Source organism: Novosphingobium sp. 9U, assembly GCF_902506425.1.
Classification (GTDB): Bacteria; Pseudomonadota; Alphaproteobacteria; order Sphingomonadales; family Sphingomonadaceae; genus Novosphingobium.
The window spans coordinates 2,787,720-2,808,089 of the sequence record NZ_LR732469.1 but is presented as its reverse complement, the minus strand read 5'-3'; the positions used below and the strand labels follow the sequence as shown (position 1 = coordinate 2,808,089).

The 20,370-nt window shown below is 64.4% G+C and carries 30 protein-coding genes; 4 read left to right on the top strand and 26 right to left on the bottom strand.

Going from position 1 to position 20,370, the window contains the following annotated elements; all coding sequences use genetic code 11:
- Positions 1-56 precede the first annotated feature (56 nt).
- From rpmD to rpsL, 24 genes are all read right to left on the bottom strand, one after another.
- On the bottom strand, positions 57-233 hold the full coding sequence (gene rpmD / locus GV044_RS13140; protein WP_159870570.1) for a 50S ribosomal protein L30: 177 nt from the start codon (positions 231-233) through the stop codon (positions 57-59).
- Positions 234-239: 6 nt separating this feature from the next.
- Complete coding sequence (rpsE, locus tag GV044_RS13135) at positions 240-1,004, bottom strand: 30S ribosomal protein S5 (RefSeq protein WP_159870567.1); 765 nt, start codon at positions 1,002-1,004, stop codon at positions 240-242.
- 2 nt (positions 1,005-1,006) lie between these two features.
- Complete coding sequence (rplR, locus tag GV044_RS13130; protein ID WP_159870564.1) at positions 1,007-1,345, bottom strand: 50S ribosomal protein L18; 339 nt, start codon at positions 1,343-1,345, stop codon at positions 1,007-1,009.
- Complete coding sequence (gene rplF / locus GV044_RS13125) at positions 1,345-1,878, bottom strand: 50S ribosomal protein L6 (RefSeq protein ID WP_159870561.1); 534 nt, start codon at positions 1,876-1,878, stop codon at positions 1,345-1,347. Before rplF ends, rplR begins: the two co-directional genes overlap by 1 nt.
- Entirely contained in the window at positions 1,878-2,273 is a 396-nt protein-coding gene (gene rpsH / locus GV044_RS13120; protein ID WP_159870558.1) for a 30S ribosomal protein S8, read from the bottom strand. The genes rplF and rpsH overlap by 1 nt, the downstream gene beginning before the upstream one ends.
- 12 nt (positions 2,274-2,285) lie before the next feature.
- Positions 2,286-2,591 (bottom strand): 30S ribosomal protein S14, encoded by a 306-nt coding sequence (rpsN, locus tag GV044_RS13115; RefSeq protein WP_159870555.1) that lies wholly within the window; start codon positions 2,589-2,591, stop codon positions 2,286-2,288.
- A 28-nt stretch (positions 2,592-2,619) separates the two neighbouring features.
- Positions 2,620-3,207, bottom strand: a complete 588-nt coding sequence (gene rplE, locus GV044_RS13110; protein WP_159870552.1) for a 50S ribosomal protein L5 — start codon at positions 3,205-3,207, stop codon at positions 2,620-2,622.
- The gene (gene rplX, locus GV044_RS13105; RefSeq protein ID WP_159870549.1) at positions 3,200-3,517 is read right to left on the bottom strand and encodes a 50S ribosomal protein L24; all 318 of its coding nucleotides are present in this window, start codon (positions 3,515-3,517) and stop codon (positions 3,200-3,202) included. Before rplX ends, rplE begins: the two co-directional genes overlap by 8 nt.
- A complete protein-coding gene (rplN, locus tag GV044_RS13100; protein WP_159870546.1) occupies positions 3,517-3,885 on the bottom strand; it encodes a 50S ribosomal protein L14 in 369 nt (122 codons plus the stop codon). The genes rplX and rplN overlap by 1 nt, the downstream gene beginning before the upstream one ends.
- A 112-nt stretch (positions 3,886-3,997) precedes the next feature.
- Positions 3,998-4,285, bottom strand: a complete 288-nt coding sequence (rpsQ, locus tag GV044_RS13095; RefSeq protein ID WP_159870543.1) for a 30S ribosomal protein S17 — start codon at positions 4,283-4,285, stop codon at positions 3,998-4,000.
- An 11-nt stretch (positions 4,286-4,296) separates the two neighbouring features.
- On the bottom strand, positions 4,297-4,500 hold the full coding sequence (gene rpmC, locus GV044_RS13090) for a 50S ribosomal protein L29 (protein WP_201299062.1): 204 nt from the start codon (positions 4,498-4,500) through the stop codon (positions 4,297-4,299).
- Positions 4,500-4,934 carry a 50S ribosomal protein L16 gene (gene rplP, locus GV044_RS13085; RefSeq protein WP_159870537.1) on the bottom strand — a complete coding sequence of 145 codons (435 nt, stop codon included), beginning with the start codon at positions 4,932-4,934 and terminating at the stop codon, positions 4,500-4,502. The genes rpmC and rplP overlap by 1 nt, the downstream gene beginning before the upstream one ends.
- 21 nt (positions 4,935-4,955) lie before the next feature.
- Positions 4,956-5,651 carry a 30S ribosomal protein S3 gene (gene rpsC, locus GV044_RS13080; protein WP_159870534.1) on the bottom strand — a complete coding sequence of 232 codons (696 nt, stop codon included), beginning with the start codon at positions 5,649-5,651 and terminating at the stop codon, positions 4,956-4,958.
- A 3-nt stretch (positions 5,652-5,654) separates the two neighbouring features.
- Positions 5,655-6,032, bottom strand: a complete 378-nt coding sequence (gene rplV, locus GV044_RS13075) for a 50S ribosomal protein L22 (RefSeq protein ID WP_159870531.1) — start codon at positions 6,030-6,032, stop codon at positions 5,655-5,657.
- Positions 6,032-6,310: a 30S ribosomal protein S19 gene (rpsS, locus tag GV044_RS13070; RefSeq protein WP_058737548.1), complete on the bottom strand. Its 279-nt coding sequence runs from the start codon at positions 6,308-6,310 to the stop codon at positions 6,032-6,034. The genes rplV and rpsS overlap by 1 nt, the downstream gene beginning before the upstream one ends.
- 6 nt (positions 6,311-6,316) lie before the next feature.
- Positions 6,317-7,153 carry a 50S ribosomal protein L2 gene (rplB, locus tag GV044_RS13065; RefSeq protein ID WP_159870512.1) on the bottom strand — a complete coding sequence of 279 codons (837 nt, stop codon included), beginning with the start codon at positions 7,151-7,153 and terminating at the stop codon, positions 6,317-6,319.
- Between the two features lie 4 nt (positions 7,154-7,157).
- A complete protein-coding gene (locus tag GV044_RS13060) occupies positions 7,158-7,472 on the bottom strand; it encodes a 50S ribosomal protein L23 (protein WP_159870509.1) in 315 nt (104 codons plus the stop codon).
- Positions 7,472-8,116 (bottom strand): 50S ribosomal protein L4, encoded by a 645-nt coding sequence (gene rplD / locus GV044_RS13055; RefSeq protein ID WP_159870506.1) that lies wholly within the window; start codon positions 8,114-8,116, stop codon positions 7,472-7,474. Before rplD ends, GV044_RS13060 begins: the two co-directional genes overlap by 1 nt.
- Positions 8,117-8,120: 4 nt before the next feature.
- Positions 8,121-8,879, bottom strand: a complete 759-nt coding sequence (gene rplC, locus GV044_RS13050) for a 50S ribosomal protein L3 (protein WP_159870503.1) — start codon at positions 8,877-8,879, stop codon at positions 8,121-8,123.
- A gap of 296 nt (positions 8,880-9,175) precedes the next feature.
- Positions 9,176-9,487: a 30S ribosomal protein S10 gene (gene rpsJ, locus GV044_RS13045; RefSeq protein ID WP_159870500.1), complete on the bottom strand. Its 312-nt coding sequence runs from the start codon at positions 9,485-9,487 to the stop codon at positions 9,176-9,178.
- Between the two features lie 208 nt (positions 9,488-9,695).
- Entirely contained in the window at positions 9,696-10,886 is a 1,191-nt protein-coding gene (gene tuf, locus GV044_RS13040; RefSeq protein WP_159870497.1) for an elongation factor Tu, read from the bottom strand.
- Positions 10,887-10,977: 91 nt separating this feature from the next.
- Entirely contained in the window at positions 10,978-13,062 is a 2,085-nt protein-coding gene (gene fusA / locus GV044_RS13035) for an elongation factor G (RefSeq protein WP_159870494.1), read from the bottom strand.
- 128 nt (positions 13,063-13,190) lie between these two features.
- Positions 13,191-13,661 carry a 30S ribosomal protein S7 gene (gene rpsG / locus GV044_RS13030; RefSeq protein ID WP_159870491.1) on the bottom strand — a complete coding sequence of 157 codons (471 nt, stop codon included), beginning with the start codon at positions 13,659-13,661 and terminating at the stop codon, positions 13,191-13,193.
- Between the two features lie 148 nt (positions 13,662-13,809).
- Entirely contained in the window at positions 13,810-14,181 is a 372-nt protein-coding gene (gene rpsL / locus GV044_RS13025; protein ID WP_159870488.1) for a 30S ribosomal protein S12, read from the bottom strand.
- Positions 14,182-14,650: 469 nt separating this feature from the next.
- Between rpsL and GV044_RS13020 the strand changes: the two genes are divergently transcribed.
- Complete coding sequence (locus tag GV044_RS13020; protein WP_236554913.1) at positions 14,651-16,327, top strand: hypothetical protein; 1,677 nt, start codon at positions 14,651-14,653, stop codon at positions 16,325-16,327.
- Between the two features lie 144 nt (positions 16,328-16,471).
- Complete coding sequence (locus tag GV044_RS13015; protein WP_159870482.1) at positions 16,472-16,984, top strand: winged helix DNA-binding protein; 513 nt, start codon at positions 16,472-16,474, stop codon at positions 16,982-16,984.
- On the opposite strand, the gene GV044_RS13010 is transcribed toward GV044_RS13015, so the two are convergent.
- On the bottom strand, positions 16,981-17,583 hold the full coding sequence (locus GV044_RS13010; RefSeq protein WP_159870479.1) for a response regulator transcription factor: 603 nt from the start codon (positions 17,581-17,583) through the stop codon (positions 16,981-16,983). The two genes, GV044_RS13015 and GV044_RS13010, sit on opposite strands and share 4 nt — an antisense overlap.
- Before the next feature lie 88 nt (positions 17,584-17,671).
- Here GV044_RS13010 and GV044_RS13005 point away from each other — a divergent pair, with 88 nt between their 5' ends.
- Positions 17,672-18,115 carry a DUF4286 family protein gene (locus GV044_RS13005; RefSeq protein WP_236554912.1) on the top strand — a complete coding sequence of 148 codons (444 nt, stop codon included), beginning with the start codon at positions 17,672-17,674 and terminating at the stop codon, positions 18,113-18,115.
- A 44-nt stretch (positions 18,116-18,159) separates the two neighbouring features.
- Positions 18,160-18,345 (top strand): hypothetical protein, encoded by a 186-nt coding sequence (locus GV044_RS13000; protein ID WP_159870476.1) that lies wholly within the window; start codon positions 18,160-18,162, stop codon positions 18,343-18,345.
- Positions 18,346-18,475: 130 nt separating this feature from the next.
- Here the strand turns inward: GV044_RS13000 and GV044_RS12995 are convergent, their stop codons facing one another.
- On the bottom strand, positions 18,476-20,302 hold the full coding sequence (locus GV044_RS12995) for a bifunctional diguanylate cyclase/phosphodiesterase (RefSeq protein ID WP_159870473.1): 1,827 nt from the start codon (positions 20,300-20,302) through the stop codon (positions 18,476-18,478).
- Between the last annotated feature and the right edge of the window lie 68 nt (positions 20,303-20,370).

Here is a 20,370-nt window from a genome sequence, read left to right as displayed (position 1 = left end):
AAAAAACCCCGACCTTGCGGCCGGGGCTTGTTCGTTCGCATCGAAGGACGTTCAGGTCAGTCGACGATCTGCACCATGTGCGGCAGGCGGGCGATGGCGCCACGCACTTCCGCGGTGTCCTGGAGCTCGACGACACGGTTCATCTTGCCCAGGCCCAGGCCGATCAGAATCTTCTTCTGAGCTTCCGGGCGACGGATCGGCGAGCCGATCTGCTTGATCTTGATGGTTGCCATGATCGATTACTCCGCGATGGCTTCGGCAGCGGCCTCAGCCTCCACCTCAGATGCGCCACCGCGGCCAAGCAGGTCAGCGACCTTCTTGCCGCGACGCTGAGCGACCGACTTCGGCGAAGTCTGGTTGGTCAGCGCGTCGAACGTGGCGCGGATCATGTTGTAGGGGTTCGAAGTGCCGACCGACTTGGTCACCACGTCGTGAACGCCCAGGCTCTCGAACACGGCGCGCATCGGACCACCGGCGATGATGCCGGTACCCGCAGGAGCCGTGCGCACGTTCACGCGGCCGGCGCCAAAGTGGCCCTTGCCGTCGTGGTGCAGGGTGCGGCCTTCCTTGAGGGGGACGCGCACCATCTTCTTCTTCGCCGAGGCAGTCGCCTTGGTGATCGCCTCAGGCACTTCGCGTGCCTTGGAGTGACCGAAGCCGACGCGGCCCTTGCCGTCACCCACGACGACCAGCGCCGCAAAGCCGAAGCGCTTGCCGCCCTTCACGGTCTTGGAGACACGGTTGATGTGGACGAGCTTCTCGATCAGCTCTTCGCCACCCTCGTCGTCGCCACCACGCCCGCGACGGTCGTCACGACGGCCACCACGATCGTTGCCACCGCGACCACCACGGTCGTTGCCGCCCCGGCCACGATTGCCGCCACCGGGACCACGGCCACCGCGACCACCGCCCTGACCCTGGTAGCCACCGGCTGCCGGAGCGTTGTCGACACCCTGGGGCGCCTCAGCCGCGATCGGCTGCTCGTTGTTGTTTTCGTCTGCCATGATCAGAACTCCAGCCCGCCTTCACGGGCGGCTTCGGCCAGCGCCTTGACGCGACCGTGGAAGAGGAAACCGCCGCGGTCGAACACGACTGCGGTGACGCCAGCGGCCTTGGCCTTCTCGGCCAGCTGCTGACCCACTCGGGTCGCGGCTTCCATGTCGGTGCCCTTGGCGCCAAGCGTGTTGGCGGCTGCGAGCGTGCGGCCCTGCGCGTCGTCGATGATCTGCGCGTAGATGTGCCGACCGGTGCGGTGCACCGACAGGCGAGGGCGGCTGCCCGAACGCGCGCGCAGCGATGTGCGGACGCGACGCTTGCGGCGATCGAAGAGGTTGAGCTTGGCCATTACTTCTTCTTCCCTTCCTTGCGGAAGATGTACTCGCCACGGTACTTGATGCCCTTGCCCTTGTAAGGCTCGGGCTTGCGCCAGCGGCGGATCTCGGCCGCGATCTGGCCGACCTTCTGCTTGTCGTTGCCGGAGATCTCGATCGTGGTGTTGTCCGGCGTCTTAATCTCGATGCCTTCGGGCACCGCGATGTCGACGTCGTGCGAGTAGCCGAGCTGCAGCTTCAGGGTCTTGCCCTGAGCATTGGCGCGGTAGCCGACACCGGTGATCTCGAGCGTCTTGGTGAAGCCCGTGGTCACGCCTTCGACGAGGTTCGACACCAGCGTGCGCTGCATGCCCCAGAAAGCGCGAGCTTCCTTGGTGTCGTTCGCCGGCTTCACGAGGATGCCGCCGTCGTCGAGCGTGTAGCTGATCTCGTCACGCAGAGTGAGGGTGAGGGTGCCCTTGGGACCCTTTACCGAGAGGATGCCATCCTTGATGTCGGCGGTGACGCCGCTCGGGATCGCAACCGGACGCTTGCCGATGCGGCTCATCAGAAGACCTCCGCGAGCACTTCGCCGCCGACGTTCTGGCTGCGTGCTTCGGCATCCGAGAGCACGCCGCGCGGCGTCGAGACGATGGTGATGCCAAGGCCGTTGCGCACGATCGGCAGTTCCTTGGAACCCGAATAGACGCGGCGGCCAGGCTTGGAAACGCGAGCGATGTGCTTGATCGCAGGCTCGCCCTCGAAATACTTCAGCTCAATGCGCAGCTGCGGGTGGGCACCGGTGGCGTCATCGCTGAAACCACGGATGTAACCTTCACGCTGCAGCACCTCGAGCACGCGCGAGCGCAGCTTCGAGGCCGGCGAGAGGACGGAGTCCTTCTTCGCCTGCTGGCCGTTGCGGATGCGGGTGAGCATATCGCCCAGGGGATCGGTCAAAGCCATTTCAGATAATCCTTACCAGCTCGACTTGACCAGACCGGGGATCATGCCCTTGTTGCCAAGGTTCCTGATCTCGATACGGTTGATCCCGAACTTGCGGTAGTAGCCGCGCGGGCGGCCGGTCGTGGCGCAACGGTTGCGAACCCGGGTCGGGTTGGCGTTGCGCGGTATCTCGGCCAGCTTCAGGCGGGCGATCAGGCGCTCGGTTTCGTCGAGCGATTCATCGTCGGCCACCGCCTTGAGGGCAGCGTACTTGCCGGCATACTTCTTGACGAGCTTCTTACGACGCTCGTTCTTGTTCACGGAACTCAGTTTCGCCATGGACTTAAGCTCTCTTACCTAAGACCGCTCACGCGGCCTGCTTCTCTTCAGCGGCGGCTTCCGGCGCCGGGAACGGGAAACCGAACAGACGCAGCAGCTCGCGCGCCTCGTCGTCGGTCTTCGCCGTGGTGGTGACGATGATGTCCATGCCACGCACCTTGTCGATCTTGTCGTAGCTGATCTCTGGGAAGATGATCTGCTCCTTGAGGCCCATGGCGTAGTTGCCACGGCCGTCGAACGACTTGGGGTTCAGGCCACGGAAGTCGCGGATGCGGGGCATCGCGATCGTGACCAGACGGTCCAGGAACTCGTACATGCGCTCACGACGCAAGGTGACCTTGCAACCGATCGGCATGCCCTCGCGCAGCTTGAACTGCGCGATGGACTTGCGAGCCTTGGTGATCACAGGCTTCTGGCCGGCGATCGCTTCCATCTCAGCAGCGGCGGTCTGGACCTTCTTCTTGTCCTGGCTCGCCTCGCCCACGCCCATGTTGAGCGTGATCTTCTCGATCTTGGGCACTTCCATGACGTTCTTGTAACCGAACTTCTCGGTCATCGCTTTCGCGATCTCGGCGTCATACTTCGTGCGAAGACGCGGGGTGTAGGTGTCAGCCATCGATCGTCTCTCCGGACTTCACGGCCACGCGGACCTTCTTGCCGTCCTTGGTCTCGAACCGCACGCGCGTAGGCTTGCCGTCCGTGTCGGCCAGGCCGACTTTGCTGATTGCCATCGGCGCCGGCAGGCGATCGATGCCACCTTGCGGGTTCGTCTGACTGGGCTTGCGGTGGCGGGTCATCACGTTGATGCCTTCGACCACGACCTTGCCCTCCTTGGGGAGGACCTGGGTGACAGTGCCGGTACGGCCCTTGTCCTTGCCCGAGCGAACGACGACGCTGTCGCCCTTCTTGATCTTAGCGGCGGCCATTACAGCACCTCCGGCGCGAGGCTGATGATCTTCATGAAGCCACGGCCGCGCAGCTCGCGGACCACGGGGCCGAAGATACGAGTGCCGATCGGCTCCTCGTTCTTGTTGATCAGCACGGCAGCATTGCTGTCGAAGCGGATCACGCTCCCGTCGGCGCGACGCACGTCCTTGCGGGTGCGCACGATCACCGCGCGGTGAACGTCGCCCTTCTTGACGCGAGCGCGGGGCTGCGCCTCCTTGATCGACACCACGATGATGTCGCCGACGCCTGCGGTACGACGCTTAGAGCCACCCAGCACCTTGATGCACTGGACGCGCTTAGCGCCGCTGTTGTCCGCGACGTCGAGATTGGATTGCATCTGGATCATCGATCCGGTTCCTTCTCAACGGCTTGCCGGAACCAGTCCGGCAGTTCCAAAAAATCTCTCGTGACCTGCAAAAGCGGAGCAGGGCGCCGAGGGATCGGCGCCCATACTCACTTTAGCGGGCGTTGTCCACGTCGAGGTTCGCCTCGATCGCGGTGCCCTTGCTCGCCTGCAGGCGATCGAGCACCTTCCAAGACTTGGTCTTGGAGATCGGCTTGGTCTCTTCGATGCGAACGCGCTCGCCGGTCTGGTAGGCGTTCTCTTCGTCGTGGGCGTGGTACTTCTTCGAACGGCGGATGATCTTCCCGTAGAGCGGGTGCTTCACCTTACGCTCGACGAGCACGGTCACGGTCTTGTCGGTCTTGTCGGAAACCACGGTCCCCGTCAGGATACGCTTGGGCATCGTTGGTCTCCTTACTTCGCCGCTTCGGCAGAGCGCTGCGTCTGCAGCGTCTTGATGCGGGCGATGTCGCGACGCACTTCCTTGATCCGGGCCGGACGCTCGAGCTGGCTCGTGGCGGCCTGGAAACGCAGGTTGAACTGCTCGCGCTTCAGATCGGACAGCTCATCCTTGAGCTGATCATCGGTCTTGGTCGACAGGTCTTCGAACTTGGCCATCATTCGCCTCCCAGGTGGGTCGTGTCGCCGAGGCGAGCGACAACCTTGGTCTTGATCGGCAGCTTCATCGCGGCGCGGCTGAAAGCCTCGGCGGCGAGGGGACCGGCAACGCCGTCCAGCTCGAACAGGATCCGGCCCGGCTTGACGCGAGCGGCCCAGTATTCGTTGGCGCCCTTGCCCTTACCCTGGCGGACTTCGGCGGGCTTCTTGGAAACCGGCACGTCGGGGAACACGCGGATCCACAGACGTCCCTGACGCTTGATGTGGCGGGTGATCGCGCGGCGAGCCGCTTCGATCTGGCGTGCGGTGATCCGCTCCGGCTCTAGGGCCTTCAGGCCGTACGAGCCGAAGTTCAGGTCGGTGCCACCCTTGGCGAGTCCGTGGATGCGGCCCTTGAAGGCCTTCCGGAACTTGGTCTTTTTCGGTTGCAGCATGGTGCTTACTCTATCCTAGACTCAGCGGGCCGGGCGGACGCCGGAGGTCTGAGCCTCCATCATCAGGCGGTCCTGCGCCGTCGGATCGTGACCCAGGATCTCACCCTTGAAGACCCAGACCTTGATGCCGATGATGCCGTACGCGGTCAGCGCTTCGGCATCGGCGTAGTCGATGTTCGCACGCAACGTGTGGAGCGGAACGCGACCTTCGCGATACTGCTCAACGCGGGCGATTTCGGCGCCGCCGAGACGGCCCGAGCACATCACCTTCACGCCCTCTGCGCCAAGGCGCATCGCGGACTGCATCGCGCGCTTCATCGCCCGGCGGAACGCCACGCGGCGGATCAGCTGGTCGGCAATGCCCTGGGCAACGAGCTTGGCGTCGACTTCCGGCTTGCGGATCTCGACGATGTTCAGCTTCACGTCGCTCTTGGTCATCGCGGCGAGCTGCTTGCGCAGCTTCTCGATGTCGGCGCCCTTCTTGCCGATGATGACACCCGGACGGGCGGCATAGATCGACACGCGGCACAGCTTGGCCGGACGCTCGATCACCACCTTCGAGATCGCTGCCTGGGGCAGGGTCTCGACGATGAACTTGCGCATCTTGAGGTCTTCCTCAAGCAGCTGACGGTAGTCGCTGCCCTCGGAGAACCAGCGGCTGTCCCAGGTACGGTTGATCTGCAGGCGCAGACCGATGGGATTGGACTTATGACCCATGGCTCAGGCCTCCTCGACTTCGCGAACGACGATCCGAAGGCGCGAGAACGGCTTCAGGATCCGGGTCGACTTGCCGCGGCCACGAGCGTGGAAACGCTTCATGACGATGGACTTGCCAACCGAAGCCTCGGCCACGACGAGCGCGTCGACGTCCAGGTTGTGGTTGTTCTCGGCATTGGCGATCGCCGAGGCGAGAACCTTGCGAGCCTCGTCGGCCATGCCCTTCTTCGAGAACGCGAGAATGTTCATCGCGTCCTCGGCGCGGCGGCCGCGGATCAGGCCGGCAACCAGGTTGAGCTTCTGGGCCGAACCACGGATCGTGGTGTTGACGGCCAGAGCTTCCTTGTCGCCGACGCGACGGGGTGCTGCTTGCTTGCTCATCAGCGCTTGCCCTTCTTGTCGGCAGCGTGGCCGGGGAAGCTGCGGGTGGGTGCGAACTCACCGAGCTTGTGACCGACCATGTCCTCGTTCACCGCGACGGGGATGAACTTGTGACCGTTGTAGACCTGGAACGTCAGGCCCACGAACTGCGGGAGAATGGTGGAGCGACGCGACCAGGTCTTGATCGGACCAGCGCGGGTGCCGGCATCCTGCGCGACCTCAGCCTTCTTGAGAAGGTACAGGTCGACGAAGGGGCCTTTCCAGACGGAACGTGCCATCGTGTCTTACCTCTTCTTCTTGGCGTGGCGCGAACGGATGATGAGCTTGTCCGTCTGCTTGTTGTTGCGGGTGCGGGCACCCTTGGTCGGCTTGCCCCAAGGCGTAACCGGGTGACGACCACCCGAGGTACGGCCTTCACCACCACCGTGCGGGTGGTCGACCGGGTTCTTGGCGACACCGCGGGTGAGCGGACGACGGCCCATCCAGCGCTTGCGGCCGGCCTTGGCGAGGGTCTGGTTGGCGTTGTCGGGGTTCGACACCGCGCCCACCGTGCCCATGCAATCGCCGCGCAGGTAGCGCTGCTCGCCTGAGTTCAGGCGGACAATGACCATGCCGCGGTCACGACCGACGACCTGCACGTAGGTGCCTGCCGAACGGGCGATCTGGCCGCCCTTGCCGGGCTTCATCTCGACGTTGTGGCAGATCGTGCCGACGGGCATCTGCGACAGGAGCATCGCGTTGCCGGGCTTCACATCGGTCTTCTCGCCGGCGACGACCTGGTCGCCAACCGCCAGGCGCTGCGGCGCCAGGATGTAGGCGAGCTCGCCGTCCTCGTACTTGACGAGGGCGATGAACGCCGTGCGGTTGGGATCGTACTCGAGCCGCTCGACAGTCGCCGGAGCATCCCACTTACGACGCTTGAAGTCGATGTAGCGGTACTTCTGCTTGTGACCGCCGGCGATGCCGCGCGAGGTCACATGGCCCTTGTTGTTGCGGCCGCCGGTCTTGTGCTTGCCTTCGGTCAGCGCCTTGACGGGCTTGCCCTTGTGCAGGCTCGACTTGTCGACGAGAACCAGGCCGCGGCGGGCGGGGCTCGTCGGGTTGTAATGCTTCAGTGCCATCGGATCAGCCCCGTACGCCTTCGGTGATGTCGATCGACTGGCCTTCGGCCAGCGTGACAATCGCCTTCTTCACGTCGCTGCGACGGTATTCCTTACCGCGCCAGCGCTTGGTCTTGCCCTTGACGACGATCGTGTTGACGCCGGTCACCTTGACGGAGAACAGCGCCTCGACGGCTGCCTTGATCTCGAGCTTGCTTGCCTTGTCCGCCACCTTGAAGACGACGGCGTTGTGCTCGGAGAGCATCGTCGACTTCTCGGTGATGTGGGGCGAGAGGATCACGTCGTAGTGACGGACATCCACTTGCTGGTTCTTAGCCATTATTCAGCCACTCCCGCGGGGGCAGCGAAACGCGCCTCCAGCTTCTCGACAGCGGCGCGGGTCAGCACCAGCGTGTCATGCTTCAGGATGTCGTAGACGTTGGCGCCGAGAGCCGGGAGCACGTTCACGCCGACGAGGTTGCCGGCAGCGCGCGCGAAGTTCTCGTTCACCGCTTCGCCATCGATTACCAGGACCTTCTTGCCCCAGCCCGCATTAGCGAACTGACCGGCGAGGGTCTTGGTCTTGGCATCCGCCACGTCGAGCGTGTCGACCACGATCAGGCCGCTCTGGGCCTTGGCCGAGAGCGCCATCTTGAGGCCGAGCGCACGAACCTTCTTATTCAGCGAGGGGTTGAACTCGCGGCGACGGGCGCCGTGAGCCTTACCACCGCCGATGAACACCGGAGCAGCGCGGTCGCCGTGACGAGCGGTACCGCCGCCCTTCTGGTTGCCGAACTTCTTGCCGGTGCGGGCGACTTCCGAACGCTCGCGAGTGGCGCGGGCGATGCCACGGCGCTTCTCGAGCTGCCAGGTGACGACGCGATGGAGGATGTCGGCGCGCGGCGCGAGGCCGAACACGTCTTCCGAGAGCTCGATGTCGCCGTTGCCGGTCGAACCGTCGAGATTGAGGACCTGTACCTTCACTTGATCAGCCCTCCTGACCTTCGGTCGTCTCGACCGCTGCGGTGTTGTCCGCAGGCGTGTCGGCTACGGCCGAGTCATTGCTGTTGGCGGCCTGCTTCAGGCCGGCGGGGTAGGGCGCTTCGGCGTGGCGAGCGACCTTGACGGCGTCCGAGACGGTCAGCCAGGCGTTCTTCGAGCCGGGCACCGAGCCCTTCACGAACAGCAGGCCGCGCTCGTCGTCGACGCGGACGATCTCGAGGTTCTGCTGGGTGCGCTGACGGTCGCCCATGTGGCCGGCCATCTTCTTGTTCTTGAAAACCTTGCCCGGATCCTGGCGGTTGCCCGTCGAACCGTGAGCACGGTGCGAGATGGAAACGCCGTGGGTGGCGCGCATACCGCCGAAGCCCCAGCGCTTCATGGCGCCCTGGAAGCCCTTGCCCTGCGTGTGGCCGGCAACGTCGACCAGCTGGCCGGGCACGAAGTGCGAGGCCGCGATCGTCGAGCCGATGTCGAGGAGGGCGTCGTCAGCGACGCGGAACTCTGCCACGCGCTGCTTGAGCGGCACTTGCGCCTTGGCGAAGTGCTCGCGCTGCGGCTTGGCGACGTTCTTCTGCTTGGCTTCGCCCGCGCCGAGCTGGACGGCCACGTAACCGTCGGTGTCGGTGGTGCGAACCGAAATCACTTGATTGTCTTCCAGCGCCAGAACGGTGACCGGCACGTGCCGTCCGTCCTCCTGGAAAAGTCGGGTCATCCCGACTTTCTTGGCGATCACGCCAGTGCGCATGACCATGCTCCTTAACAGAGGCCTGCCGAGACCATCCCGACAGGCGTGTCCAGCCCTGGTTCGATGCGTGCCCCCGTCCGGGCTGGGTGCTCCCTGACAAAGCCCGCGTGGGCTTTCGGAAGCGAGACGGGGGACGCATTCCCGGGAGACGAACTCCCGGAGGTATCCCTTGTGTCCGCGGCGGCTAGGTCGCCGTGGCTCTGTCTCGTAGCAACTGGGTTGCCAGAGCCGGACTCTTGCGAGTCCGGAAGGAATGTGGCCGTTAGACCAAAACTTGTGCGTCGACTAGTCGCGAATTACGCGAGTTTGATCTCGACGTTCACGCCTGCAGCCAGATCGAGCTTCATGAGCGCGTCAACGGTGGCAGCGTTCGGCTGCACGATGTCGAGCAAGCGCTTGTAGGTGCGGACCTCGAACTGCTCACGCGACTTCTTGTCGACGTGAGGACCACGGTTGACCGTGAACTTCTCGATCTTCGTCGGCAGGGGAATGGGGCCACGGATCAGAGCGCCGGTGCGGCGAGCGGTATCGGCGATTTCGCCGGTCGCCTGATCGAGCACGCGATGATCGAACGCCTTGAGGCGGATGCGGATGTTCTGAGCTTCCATGTCCCTACCGATGAGAAAGAGCAAAGGGGCCTCGCGGCCCCAGAAGAATTTCGAAGCGCGCCCTTACGTGTGTGAAGGGATTCGCGCAAGGGGTGATCGTGCTTATTCTCCTCTGCCTAGGTAGCAAAGGAGGGCTCACACCAAAAAGCCCGGCCTCCTTTCGGAAGCCGGGCCTCTTGTTTCGGTAGAACCCGAAGAAGCGCGAAGCTTACTTCGTGATCTTGGCAACCACGCCCGAGCCGACGGTGCGGCCGCCTTCGCGGATAGCGAAGCGCAAGCCGTCGTCCATGGCGATCGGCGCGATCAGCTTGACGGCGATCGTGACGTTGTCGCCAGGCATGACCATCTCAGTGCCCTCGGGGAGGATCACTTCGCCGGTCACGTCGGTGGTGCGGAAGTAGAACTGCGGACGGTAGTTCGCGAAGAACGGGGTGTGACGGCCGCCTTCTTCCTTCGACAGAACGTAGACTTCGGCGTCGAACTCGGTGTGCGGCGTGACCGAACCGGGCTTGGCCAGAACCTGGCCACGCTCGACGTCTTCACGTGCAACGCCGCGAACCAGCGCGCCGATGTTGTCGCCGGCTTCACCCTGGTCGAGCAGCTTGCGGAACATTTCGACGCCGGTGACGACGGTCTTGCGGGTGTCCTTGAGGCCGACGATCTCGACTTCCTCGCCAACCTTGACGATGCCGGTCTCTACGCGGCCGGTCACGACCGTACCACGACCCGAGATCGAGAACACGTCCTCGACGGGCATCAGGAAGGGCTTGTCGGTCGGGCGGGGCGGCTGCGGGATCGACTCGTCGACGGCCTTCATCAGCTCGAGGATCGAGTTCTTGCCGATATTGTCGTCACGACCTTCCAGAGCAGCCAGGGCCGAGCCCTTGACGATCGGAATGTCGTCGCCCGGGAAGTCGTACGAGCTGAGCAGCTCGCGAACTTCGAGCTCGACGAGCTCAAGCAGTTCCTCGTCGTCGACCTGGTCGACCTTGTTGAGGTACACGACCAGCGCCGGCACGCCGACCTGACGTGCGAGCAGGATGTGCTCGCGGGTCTGCGGCATCGGGCCGTCAGCAGCGTTCACGACCAGGATGCCGCCGTCCATCTGAGCCGCGCCGGTGATCATGTTCTTCACGTAGTCGGCGTGGCCCGGGCAGTCGACGTGCGCGTAGTGACGTGCTTCGGTTTCGTACTCGACGTGCGCGGTCGAGATGGTGATGCCGCGCTCGCGCTCTTCGGGAGCCTTGTCGATGTTGGCGAAGTCAACCGCTTCACCACCGAACGCCTCGGCCATCACCTTGGTGATCGCGGCGGTCAGCGTGGTCTTGCCATGGTCGACGTGACCGATGGTGCCGATGTTGCAGTGCGGCTTGTTCCGCTCGAATTTAGCCTTCGCCATTGTTCAAACCTTCTGTTCGCTTGATTTTGGTTCTGTGGGAAATGAGCGACGCCCACTGAAGCAGGCGCCGCCCCTAAAGTGATCTCGCCTGTTAGGCAAGCTTCTCCTTGACCTCGGCCGCGACGTTCGCCGGGACCTCGTCGTAGTGGGAGAAGAACATCGAGTAGTTCGCACGGCCCTGCGTGAACGAGCGCAGCTGGTTCACGTAGCCGAACATGTTCGCGAGCGGCACCATGGCTTCGACGACCTGTGCGTTACCACGGGTGTCGGTGCCCTGGATCTGGCCGCGACGGCTGTTCATGTCGCCGATGACGTCGCCGAGGTACTCCTCGGGGGTGACGACTTCGACCTTCATGATCGGCTCGAGCAGCTTGATGCCTGCCTTCGACGCCACTTCGCGCATCGCACCGCGGCCGGCGATTTCGAACGCCAGGGCGGACGAGTCGACGTCGTGGTACGAACCGTCATAGAGGTTGATGTCGAAGTCGATGATCGGGAAGCCGACCAGCTGACCCGAGGCGGCCGTCTCGCGCATGCCCTTCTCGATCGCGGGGATATATTCCTTCGGAATGTTACCGCCCTTGATCTCGTCGGTGAAGGTGATGCCCGAACCGCGCTCGCCCGGCGTGACCTTGACCTTCACGCGGCCGAACTGACCGGTACCGCCCGACTGCTTCTTGTGGGTGTAGTCGACGTCGACCGGCTTCGCGAGGTACTCGCGATAGGCCACCTGCGGCGCACCCACGTTGGCCTCGACCTTGAACTCGCGACGCATGCGGTCGACGATGATGTCGAGGTGAAGCTCGCCCATGCCCTTGATGATCGTCTGGCCCGATTCGTGATCGGTCGAGACGCGGAAGGAGGGATCCTCGGCCGAGAGACGGTTGAGCGCGACGCCCATCTTCTCCTGGTCGGCCTTGGTCTTGGGCTCCACCGAGAGCTCGATGACGGGCTCGGGGAACTCCATGCGCTCCAGCACGATCGGCGACCGCTCGGCACACAGGGTGTCGCCGGTGGTGGTCTCCTTCATGCCCGCGAGAGCAACGATGTCGCCCGCGAAGGCCTCATCGATGTCCTTACGGTCGTTGGCGTGCATCTCGAGGATGCGGCCGACCTTCTCCTTCTTGTCCTTCACCGAGTTCAGGTAGCCGCCCTTGGTGAGCGTGCCCGAATAGATGCGGATGAAGGTGAGCGAGCCGACGAACGGATCGTTCATGACCTTGAAGGCGAGGGCCGAGAACGGCGCGCCGTCTTCCGGCGGACGGCTGTCCTTCTCGTCGCTGTCCATCTTGACGCCCTGGACGTCAGGGATGTCGAGCGGCGAAGGCAGGTAGTCGACCACGGCGTCGAGCAGGGGCTGCACGCCCTTGTTCTTGAACGCCGAGCCGCAGACCACGGGCACGAACGCATGGGCGAGGGTACCCTTGCGGATCAGCGCCTTCAGCGTCGCTGCATTGGGCTCTTCGCCTTCGAGATACTTCTCCATGGCGTCGTCGTCCTGCTCGACGGCAAGTTCGACCAGCTTGGTGCGGTACTCGGCAGCCTCGTCGGCCATGTCGGCCGGGATCTCTTCGTAGAAGAACTCGGCGCCCAGCGACTCGTCCTTCCAGATGATCGCGCGGTTGTTCACCAGGTCGACCAGGCCCTTGAGGTCCGCTTCCATGCCGATGGGGAGATACAGCACGGCAGGCGTCGCACCGAGGCGGTCGATGATCGACTGCACGCAGTACTTGAAGTTGGCGCCGGTGCGGTCAAGCTTGTTGATGAAGCACATGCGCGGCACGCCGTACTTGTCGGCCTGGCGCCACACCGTCTCGGACTGCGGCTCAACGCCAGCCACGCCGTCGAAGCAGGCCACCGCGCCGTCGAGCACGCGCAGCGAACGCTCGACTTCGATGGTGAAGTCGACGTGGCCGGGGGTGTCGATGATGTTGATGCGGTATTCCTGGCCCTCGGAGGTCCAGAAGCAGGTGGTGGCAGCCGAGGTGATGGTGATCCCGCGCTCCTGCTCCTGCTCCATCCAGTCCATGGTCGCGGCGCCGTCGTGGACTTCGCCGATCTTGTAGGACTTGCCGGTGTAGTAGAGGATGCGCTCGGTGGTCGTCGTCTTGCCGGCGTCGATGTGCGCCATGATGCCGATGTTGCGGTACATCGAGAGCGGATGGCTGCGTGCCATGATCTTGATCCTTGGGTGTGCGGAGGAGGGGAACCGGTCGGAAGATAGGTTCCCAACCCCTTGATTAGAAGTGTGACGCCGCGATGACGAGCACCGGTGGGCCGCGGTTCAAACCGCGGCCCTGAGCATTACCAGCGGTAGTGCGAGAAGGCGCGGTTGGCGTCGGCCATGCGGTGGGTGTCTTCGCGCTTCTTCACCGCGTTGCCGCGGTTGTTGGCGGCGTCGAGCAGCTCGCCCGACAGGCGCGCCGACATGGTGGTCTCCGGGCGGTTGCGCGCCGCGGTGATCAGCCAACGAATGGCAAGGGCCTGGGCGCGCTCGGGGCGAACCTCGACCGGCACCTGGTAGGTCGCACCGCCGACGCGGCGGCTGCGGACCTCGATCTGCGGCGCGACGTTGGTCAGGGCCGAGTGGAACAGCTGCACCGGATCGGCCTTGGCGCGGGTCTCCATGGTCTCCATGGCGCCATAGACGATCGCTTCGGCGACCGACTTCTTGCCGTCGTACATGAGGTTGTTCATGAACTTGGACAGGATGAGATCCCCGAACTTGGGATCGGGCAGGATTTCCCGCTTCTCGGGACGACGACGACGTGACATTTGCTTGAACTCCTTCGGAGTGCGGCAGACCCATCCGGGTCTGCCTTGCGGCACCGGCCCGCTCCCCCACCCGGCCTCCCACAGGATACCCTCGGTAGGGTGTCCGGATGGGGAAGCGGGCCGGTGCCGGCCTTAGCGCGGTGAAACCTTACTTCGGACGCTTGGCGCCGTACTTCGAGCGGCTCTGCTTGCGGTCCTTGACGCCTTGCGTGTCGAGCACGCCGCGCAGGATGTGGTAGCGCACGCCGGGAAGGTCGCGTACGCGGCCGCCGCGGATCAGGACCACCGAGTGCTCCTGCAGGTTGTGGCCTTCACCCGGGATGTAGGTGATGACTTCGCGCTGGTTGGTGAGGCGCACCTTGGCGACCTTGCGGAGCGCCGAGTTCGGCTTCTTCGGGGTCGTCGTGTAGACGCGGGTGCAGACGCCGCGCTTCTGCGGGTTCTGCTCCATCGCAGGGACCTTCGACTTGGCCTTCTGCGGCTCGCGACCCTTGCGGATCAGCTGGTTGATAGTGGGCATTGATCTCTTCTTCCTGAAGGGAGTGCGATGGATCCGGTCCGCGCATCTCACGAGAGGTAGCGCGGAACGGACCCGTCGCACCCCGGTCCACTGGTGTGGCGAGGAGGGAGGGAAGAGAATGCCGGGTGTCACGAGCGGCGATGCGACATGAGGCCAATGCCCTGTCGCGTAAGTTCGCCAACACGTGAGCCGAAAACGCTCCACCCGACGCACCCGCCGGATTACTTTGCCCGAAGCGACCGGAGGAAAGCTCCTCCCGCACCCGGCAATGTTCAGCTCTATGTCTATGCATTCCATGCGAGCGGACCCGCAGGGATGGGCGCCCTTAAACGGAGTCTGCCATCAGGTCAAGTTGCGCGTCCTGGCATGGCGTGGGCGCCGTGCCCTGCTGCATATGCGTATCGGCAACTTGCGGTGCTCACACTCACCGTTCAAGCACGGCAGCGGGCAAGTGGGGAACACGGCGGTGATGGCAAGGTGGGGCAGGCGCGATGGTCAGGGCGTGAGGCATGCGGCGATCCTCAGCGCGGTCTCCTTCGCGATCGTCCTGCCCGCGCTGTGCGGCGTGTGGGGGTTTGTCGGCGACGCGGCGGTGCACTTGCGCTGGCAGGCCGTATTCGCGCCACTGGTTTGGAGCGGCGTTCTTTACCCGCGCTGGATTCCCACGCTGAACCAGAGCCTGGGATCTCCCGTCTTCTTTTTCTACCCACCTATGCTGCAGTGGCTGAGCAGCCTGTTCCTGCCGATCCTGCCGTCTGCGTTGCAGACGCCCCAGCGCCTCGCACTGGGTATCTGGCTGATATCCACTCTGGGTGCTTTCGGGTGCCTGCGCTGGCTGCGGGCCATGGACCTCTCACCGCGTGCAGCCCTGTTCGGCTCGCTCGTCTTCCTGGCAATGCCGTACCGCGCGTTCTTCGACTTCTACCAGCGTGCGGCGCTTGCGGAGCTTGCCGGCATCGCGGTCATGCCGTGGCTCCTGTTCGGAGCCAGGCAGCTGGCTCGCGGCAAGCGCGGCGGCTTCGCCTGCTATGCCGCCAGCGTCGCGGCGATCCTGTACTGCCACTTGCCGGCAGCGCTGATCGGACTGCTGTTTTCGACCGGATGGCTGCTCGTCGAGTTCGGGAGAGGTGACCGTGCGGTCCTCTGGCGCGGCGCGTTGGCCTCTGTGGCCGGCATACTCGTCGCTGCCCCGTGCATCGTGCCGGCCCTGGGCCTGCTGGACTACCTCACGGACAAGACGGCGATGTTCGGCTTGCGCAATCGGCCGACGAACTGGCTGCTGCTGTCTGGCGCACCGTGGATCGATCCTGCGATGCACCTGATGGCCTTGGTGCTGACGGTGGGCGGCATCGCCATGGCCGCAGCTTTCGCGTGGCTGGGATGGTGGGCACGCGGTCGAGGCATGCGCCCCTATATTGTGTATCTGGCTGGATCAGTCGCCCTCATCGCCCTGCTGAACACTGAGGCTTCGCGCTGGTTCTGGAGCCTGCCGACCCCACTCAGCCGCATCCAGTTCCCGTTCCGCCTGTTCGGTGTGCAGGTGGTTGCCCTCGCCGGCCTGAGCGGGTTGGCGCTGGCGCAGGCATATGCCCGCTCGCCCAGGCTCGCCCGGCTGCTGTGGGGCCTCGTTCCTGTGTTGCTGGTGTTCGATGCAGGCCTGATCGCCGTCCAGGCGCTGCGTCAACGCGACAAGCACCTGCCGGGCATTGCCGAGATCCTGGCGGAGAGCCGCGACAGCTCTGAGTACGTCCTGGGGGCGACGATCGGCCAGCCCAACCCCATCCGCGGCGCGGTCCTGTCGGGCGCTGGCGATGTGCGCAGTTACCAACTCGGCCACCGTGCAGTGAGCATGGTTGTCGAGGCACGTTCACCGGCTGTGGTCGCGCTGCATCAGTTCAACTTCACCGGCTGGTCGTGCCGCGTCGACGGGGCTGCCTGGAGCGAGCCGTCCCGAGCACTGGCTTCCTCCGCTATGGCGACGTGCAAGGTCCCGGCAGGACGGCACAGGGTCGATGCAAGGCTCGAGGTCACCGAGCTTGAGCGGGGGGCATGGCTGGCCGCGATCGTGGGACTGGCACTCGTCGCCGCCAGCCTGCTGGTCGGTCGCTCCCGCGCATCGCCTGCTGAGCCACGCAGCGGCGACTAAGCAGCATAACCTACGCAATGTTCCGAGGTTTGAGGGAACGCGGGCAGCGCCAGAGCGTAATGCCTTTGAAGCGTCCGCCATTTGGAGCGGATGCAAACAAGAACGAGAGGTACACGGGGGCGGCAAGAAAGCAGGCGCAAGACGATGCCTAGCGAAAAACTGGAGAGGTTGGCCGCACAGCTGGTCGCAATGGCCGAGCAGATGCGGCAGGAGTGTAGCGAAGGCGAGGAGGGCGGCAATGTCGCAATCCCCTCCCACGTCGCGCCGGAGGGCGAACGTGCGGAATTGCTGGATCGTGGGCGAGCCTTGGCCGAGCTCCTCTATGCGGCTCGGCGCCACCGCGACCGCCTGTTCGGCCCGATCTTCGGGGAGCCGGCGTGGGACATCCTGCTCGACCTATTCGTCATGGAAGCCAAAGGCATGCGCGTTCCGGTAAGCAGCGCCTGCATCGCCTCGGGCGCGTCACACTCGACGGCGTTGCGCCAGATCGACGAACTGGCACGCCATGGGCTTGTCGAGCGCAACCGCGACGAGCACGACAAGCGTCGCACTTACATCCGGCTTAGCGACCGGGGATTGCATAAGGTAGCATTGGTCTTCGAGCAGTTCGGCAGCGAGTGCGGCGCAAGCACGGGCTCGATCGTCGCTCGCGCTTAGCCCGTGATCTTGGCCTGCACGCTCATGCGAATGGCTGTCAGCGCGGACTTGGTGTCCATCTTGCGCAGCATGTTGGCGCGGTGGATCTCCACCGTCCGCGGGCTGATCTCGAGCGAGTCGGCGATCTCGCGATTGGTGAGGCCGGCCTGGAGCCGCTCCAGCACTTGCGCCTCGCGCTTGGTCAGGGTCTTGATCTTCTGCCGGGCATCGGCCGCACCGAAGCGCAAGTCGATCAGCTTGGTCAGTTGCTCACTGGCACCTTCCAGCAGCGCCTCGATGTCGTAGCGGTCGAACGGGTCGGGCAGATAGCCGACCAGGCCCTGCAGGATGATCTGCGAGCACCGCACCGGATCGAGGATCTTGCCGTAGCCCAATACGGGCGACCAGTAATCTCGCGTCCGCATATCCTCAAGGATGTCGGCCACCGCAGTCCCATCGTCGTGCACCAGGATCAGCGTGTCGGCCCGACCCTGGTGGCGAAACTCCTCGACGCTTTCGAACGGCTCGATGTGGAAGCTGCTTCCTGCAAGGGCCTTGGAGTGCTCTGCGCGGCGGCGGAAATCGGCATCTATCAGGGATATGGTTTTGTACCGCTTCATCCTCGCATAACTACGTGTTTGTGCGTGGTCGGTGAAGCGGAGACGTGTTCAAAATGACAAGCGAATTACAACCGTCCCGGTTCGATGCATGCTGGCTCCCCGCGCGATGTCGCCCGCACGATGTCGCTTTTGCGCGCTTGCCAGCTTGGGCGGCATTGCCGATGATTGGCGCCACAATCGAGAGGAAGCCGAACACATGGTCAAGATGAGGATGATCGCGCTCACCACGCCCAAGCCGGGCCGGGAGCAGGAATTCCACGACTGGTACAACAACTGCCACTTGCCTGAGCTTGTGAACCAGTTTGGCTTCACGCAGGCGAGCCGGTGGGAGCTGGTCGCCAAGCTGATGGGCTCCGACACCAACCCCTACTTGGCTATCTACGAGTGGGAAGCCGAAGATCCGATGGCGTTCCTGGGCCAGATGGGCGAGGCCGCGCAGAGCGGCAAGCTGACGCAGAGCGACGCGCAGGATTTCGGCACTTGCTACACCGCAGTGTTCCAAGCGCTCGGCGAACCGGTTCTGCCGAGTTAGATATCGTGCGAGAACCTTCGGCGAGTGGAGACGTTGTGCCCCGCATGAACCCGCTCGCCGAACGCCAGACCGCTCGCTCGCTCGTCCGCATCGGCAGGCGCGTAAAGCTCAAGGCGGAAGTGAATGTGACCCCTGCCGGCCTGCTGAGCATCGGCGGCCTGGTCGGTGGGATCCTGCTATCCACGACCGTGCTCGTGGTCGCCACGATCCGGGCGACGCGGGGCAGGTGAGCCTCGCCTAGAGTCTGTCCGCATGAAGCGGAAGCGGCACCGGCCCACGCCCCCACCCGACCTCCCATAGGGTACTATCGTTGGGAGGTCGGGTGGGGGCGTGGGCCGATGCCGTCTCACAGGACAGAGTCTAGAGGACCCGCCACTTGGCCTGCGGCGTCGGGTCTGCAAGGCCCTCGGCCGAGGCACGCATCATCGAAGCTGCCTCCACCGCACTCACCGCGGGCGAGTAGAAGTACCCTTGCGCCATCGTGCAGCCGAGCGCGAGCAGCTGACGCGCTTGCGCTGACGTCTCCACGCCTTCGGCGACCACGCGGATGCCTAGTTTGTGAGCGATGCCCACCATGCCTTCGACGATGGCGATGCTGGGCATGTGATCGACGATGCGATCGACGAAGCTCTTGTCGATCTTGATGTAGTCCACAGGCACCGTCATCAGGTGCGTGAGCGAGGCATAGCCGGTGCCGAAATCGTCCAGCGCGACCTCCAGGCCCGCCTTGCGCAACTTCGCCACGGCTTTCTGCACCACGCCGGCGTCGTCCGCCATGTAGACCAGCTCGGTCACTTCCAGGATCACGTGCTTGAGCGGGACGTCCTCGCGTCCGAACACCTCGAGCACGGTCGGCAGGATGGTTAAGCCGTGGAAGTCGGCCGAAGAGACGTTGATGCTGACGTGCTGCAGTGGAATGCCGGCGGTCAGCCAGGATCGCAGGTCGGCGGCCACCAGCCGCATCATCCGCTCGGTCAGGGCGCTGGCGATCTGCGCGTCGGTCGTGGCCTCGTGGAACGCGGCTGCGGTCAGGAGCTTCTGGCCAAGGCGCATCCGGCATAGCGCCTCCAGCCCGACGATCTCGCCAGTCTCGATGCGGACGATCGGCTGGTAGTGCGCCTCGATCCGATCCTCGCGCAGCGCCGCGTCCACTTCGCGCACCGCAGTCAGCCGCCGCGTCATGCGCGTGCCGATCCCGGGCCAGTAGCGCACGTAACCGCCGCGGCCGGTCTCCTTGGCATGGTAGAGCGCGAAGTCGGCATTTTGGCGGACCCGCTCGGCGGTCCGGTCGCCGGCTGCGAGCACGGCAAGTCCAATCGTCGCCCGCGGGCCGATCACGTTGCCGCCGCAATCGGCATTCGGGGACAAGGCCTCCAGATAGGCCGCCGCTGTCGCGTCGAGGTCGCGCAGCATGTCGTCATGCGTCAGGATGACCGCGAACTCGTCGCCGCCTAGCCGGTAGACCTTCTCCGGTCGTGCCACTTGCTGCAGTCGCTTGGCGACATGCTGCAGCAGGCAGTCGCCCGCGGCGTGGCCAAAGGTATCGTTGACCACCTTCAGGTTGTCGAGGTCGAGCACCGCCAGCGCCCAGGCACCGGGGACGGTGCAATCGAGCTGCGTCAGTGCTGCATCAAAGGCCGATCGGTTCAGCAGGCCGGTAAGATCGTCGATCGTGGCGCGGCGCTGATGCTCCAGCACGCGGCGGTGCCGGTCGAGTGCGATGGTGCACAGGCGTGCACATTGCTCGGCCAACTCGTGCTCGTGCGCAGTGGGTGTGCGGCACTGGCGGTAATAGAAGCCAAAGGTTGCGATCACGGTACCTTGGGCATCGAAGATCGGATGCGACCAGCACGCGAGCAGCCCATAGGGCAGGGCGAGGTGGCGGTATCCCTCCCACGACGGATCGGCGCGGATGTCCTCTGTTATCACGTCCCTGCCATGGAACGCGGCAGCACCGCAGGTACCGACTTGCGGGCCGATCGGAACGGCTTGCAGGGCATCGGAATAAGCACGCGGCAAACTGGGCGCAGCGAGCGAGTTGAGCCGCCCATCGGCATCGATCGTCGCGACCGAGCAGACTGCGTCGGGAATGAGGCGCTCGACTTCGAGGCAGAGCCTGTCGGCGGTGTCGCCCAGGGATTCGCCCTTGGCGATCATTTCCAGGATGACGTTCTGCAAGTCGATCATGCGCCCCTCAAGCTGCAGCTCGCCGTTCTGCCCTTGTGAGTCCGATTGGTTAAGGATTGATGATGCTC

Excerpts from the sequence above, each read along its gene's own strand:
- rpmD (WP_159870570.1), bottom strand. The coding sequence starts at position 233 with ATGGCAACCATCAAGATCAAGCAGATCGGCTCGCCGATCCGTCGCCCG.
- rpsS (WP_058737548.1), bottom strand. The coding sequence starts at position 6,310 with ATGGCACGTTCCGTCTGGAAAGGCCCCTTCGTCGACCTGTACCTTCTC.
- GV044_RS13015 (WP_159870482.1), top strand. The coding sequence starts at position 16,472 with ATGCCTAGCGAAAAACTGGAGAGGTTGGCCGCACAGCTGGTCGCAATG.
- rpsC (WP_159870534.1), bottom strand. The coding sequence starts at position 5,651 with ATGGGTCATAAGTCCAATCCCATCGGTCTGCGCCTGCAGATCAACCGT.
- rpsG (WP_159870491.1), bottom strand. The coding sequence starts at position 13,661 with ATGTCACGTCGTCGTCGTCCCGAGAAGCGGGAAATCCTGCCCGATCCC.
- rpmC (WP_201299062.1), bottom strand. The coding sequence starts at position 4,500 with ATGGCCAAGTTCGAAGACCTGTCGACCAAGACCGATGATCAGCTCAAG.
- GV044_RS13005 (WP_236554912.1), top strand. The coding sequence starts at position 17,672 with ATGCTGGCTCCCCGCGCGATGTCGCCCGCACGATGTCGCTTTTGCGCG.
- rpsJ (WP_159870500.1), bottom strand. The coding sequence starts at position 9,487 with ATGGAAGCTCAGAACATCCGCATCCGCCTCAAGGCGTTCGATCATCGC.
- rplF (WP_159870561.1), bottom strand. The coding sequence starts at position 1,878 with ATGAGCCGCATCGGCAAGCGTCCGGTTGCGATCCCGAGCGGCGTCACC.
- rpsL (WP_159870488.1), bottom strand. The coding sequence starts at position 14,181 with ATGCCCACTATCAACCAGCTGATCCGCAAGGGTCGCGAGCCGCAGAAG.
- rpsH (WP_159870558.1), bottom strand. The coding sequence starts at position 2,273 with ATGGCTTTGACCGATCCCCTGGGCGATATGCTCACCCGCATCCGCAAC.
- GV044_RS13060 (WP_159870509.1), bottom strand. The coding sequence starts at position 7,472 with ATGGCTAAGAACCAGCAAGTGGATGTCCGTCACTACGACGTGATCCTC.
- GV044_RS12995 (WP_159870473.1), bottom strand. The coding sequence starts at position 20,302 with ATGATCGACTTGCAGAACGTCATCCTGGAAATGATCGCCAAGGGCGAA.
- rplP (WP_159870537.1), bottom strand. The coding sequence starts at position 4,934 with ATGCTGCAACCGAAAAAGACCAAGTTCCGGAAGGCCTTCAAGGGCCGC.
- rpsN (WP_159870555.1), bottom strand. The coding sequence starts at position 2,591 with ATGGCGAAACTGAGTTCCGTGAACAAGAACGAGCGTCGTAAGAAGCTC.
- rplC (WP_159870503.1), bottom strand. The coding sequence starts at position 8,879 with ATGCGCACTGGCGTGATCGCCAAGAAAGTCGGGATGACCCGACTTTTC.
- rplR (WP_159870564.1), bottom strand. The coding sequence starts at position 1,345 with ATGGCCAAGCTCAACCTCTTCGATCGCCGCAAGCGTCGCGTCCGCACA.
- rplX (WP_159870549.1), bottom strand. The coding sequence starts at position 3,517 with ATGGCCGCCGCTAAGATCAAGAAGGGCGACAGCGTCGTCGTTCGCTCG.
- rplV (WP_159870531.1), bottom strand. The coding sequence starts at position 6,032 with ATGAGCAAGCAAGCAGCACCCCGTCGCGTCGGCGACAAGGAAGCTCTG.
- GV044_RS13000 (WP_159870476.1), top strand. The coding sequence starts at position 18,160 with ATGAACCCGCTCGCCGAACGCCAGACCGCTCGCTCGCTCGTCCGCATC.
- rplB (WP_159870512.1), bottom strand. The coding sequence starts at position 7,153 with ATGGCACTGAAGCATTACAACCCGACGAGCCCCGCCCGCCGCGGCCTG.
- GV044_RS13020 (WP_236554913.1), top strand. The coding sequence starts at position 14,651 with ATGGCAAGGTGGGGCAGGCGCGATGGTCAGGGCGTGAGGCATGCGGCG.
- rpsQ (WP_159870543.1), bottom strand. The coding sequence starts at position 4,285 with ATGCCCAAGCGTATCCTGACGGGGACCGTGGTTTCCGACAAGACCGAC.
- tuf (WP_159870497.1), bottom strand. The coding sequence starts at position 10,886 with ATGGCGAAGGCTAAATTCGAGCGGAACAAGCCGCACTGCAACATCGGC.
- fusA (WP_159870494.1), bottom strand. The coding sequence starts at position 13,062 with ATGGCACGCAGCCATCCGCTCTCGATGTACCGCAACATCGGCATCATG.
- rplE (WP_159870552.1), bottom strand. The coding sequence starts at position 3,207 with ATGGCTGACACCTACACCCCGCGTCTTCGCACGAAGTATGACGCCGAG.
- GV044_RS13010 (WP_159870479.1), bottom strand. The coding sequence starts at position 17,583 with ATGAAGCGGTACAAAACCATATCCCTGATAGATGCCGATTTCCGCCGC.
- rplN (WP_159870546.1), bottom strand. The coding sequence starts at position 3,885 with ATGATCCAGATGCAATCCAATCTCGACGTCGCGGACAACAGCGGCGCT.
- rpsE (WP_159870567.1), bottom strand. The coding sequence starts at position 1,004 with ATGGCAGACGAAAACAACAACGAGCAGCCGATCGCGGCTGAGGCGCCC.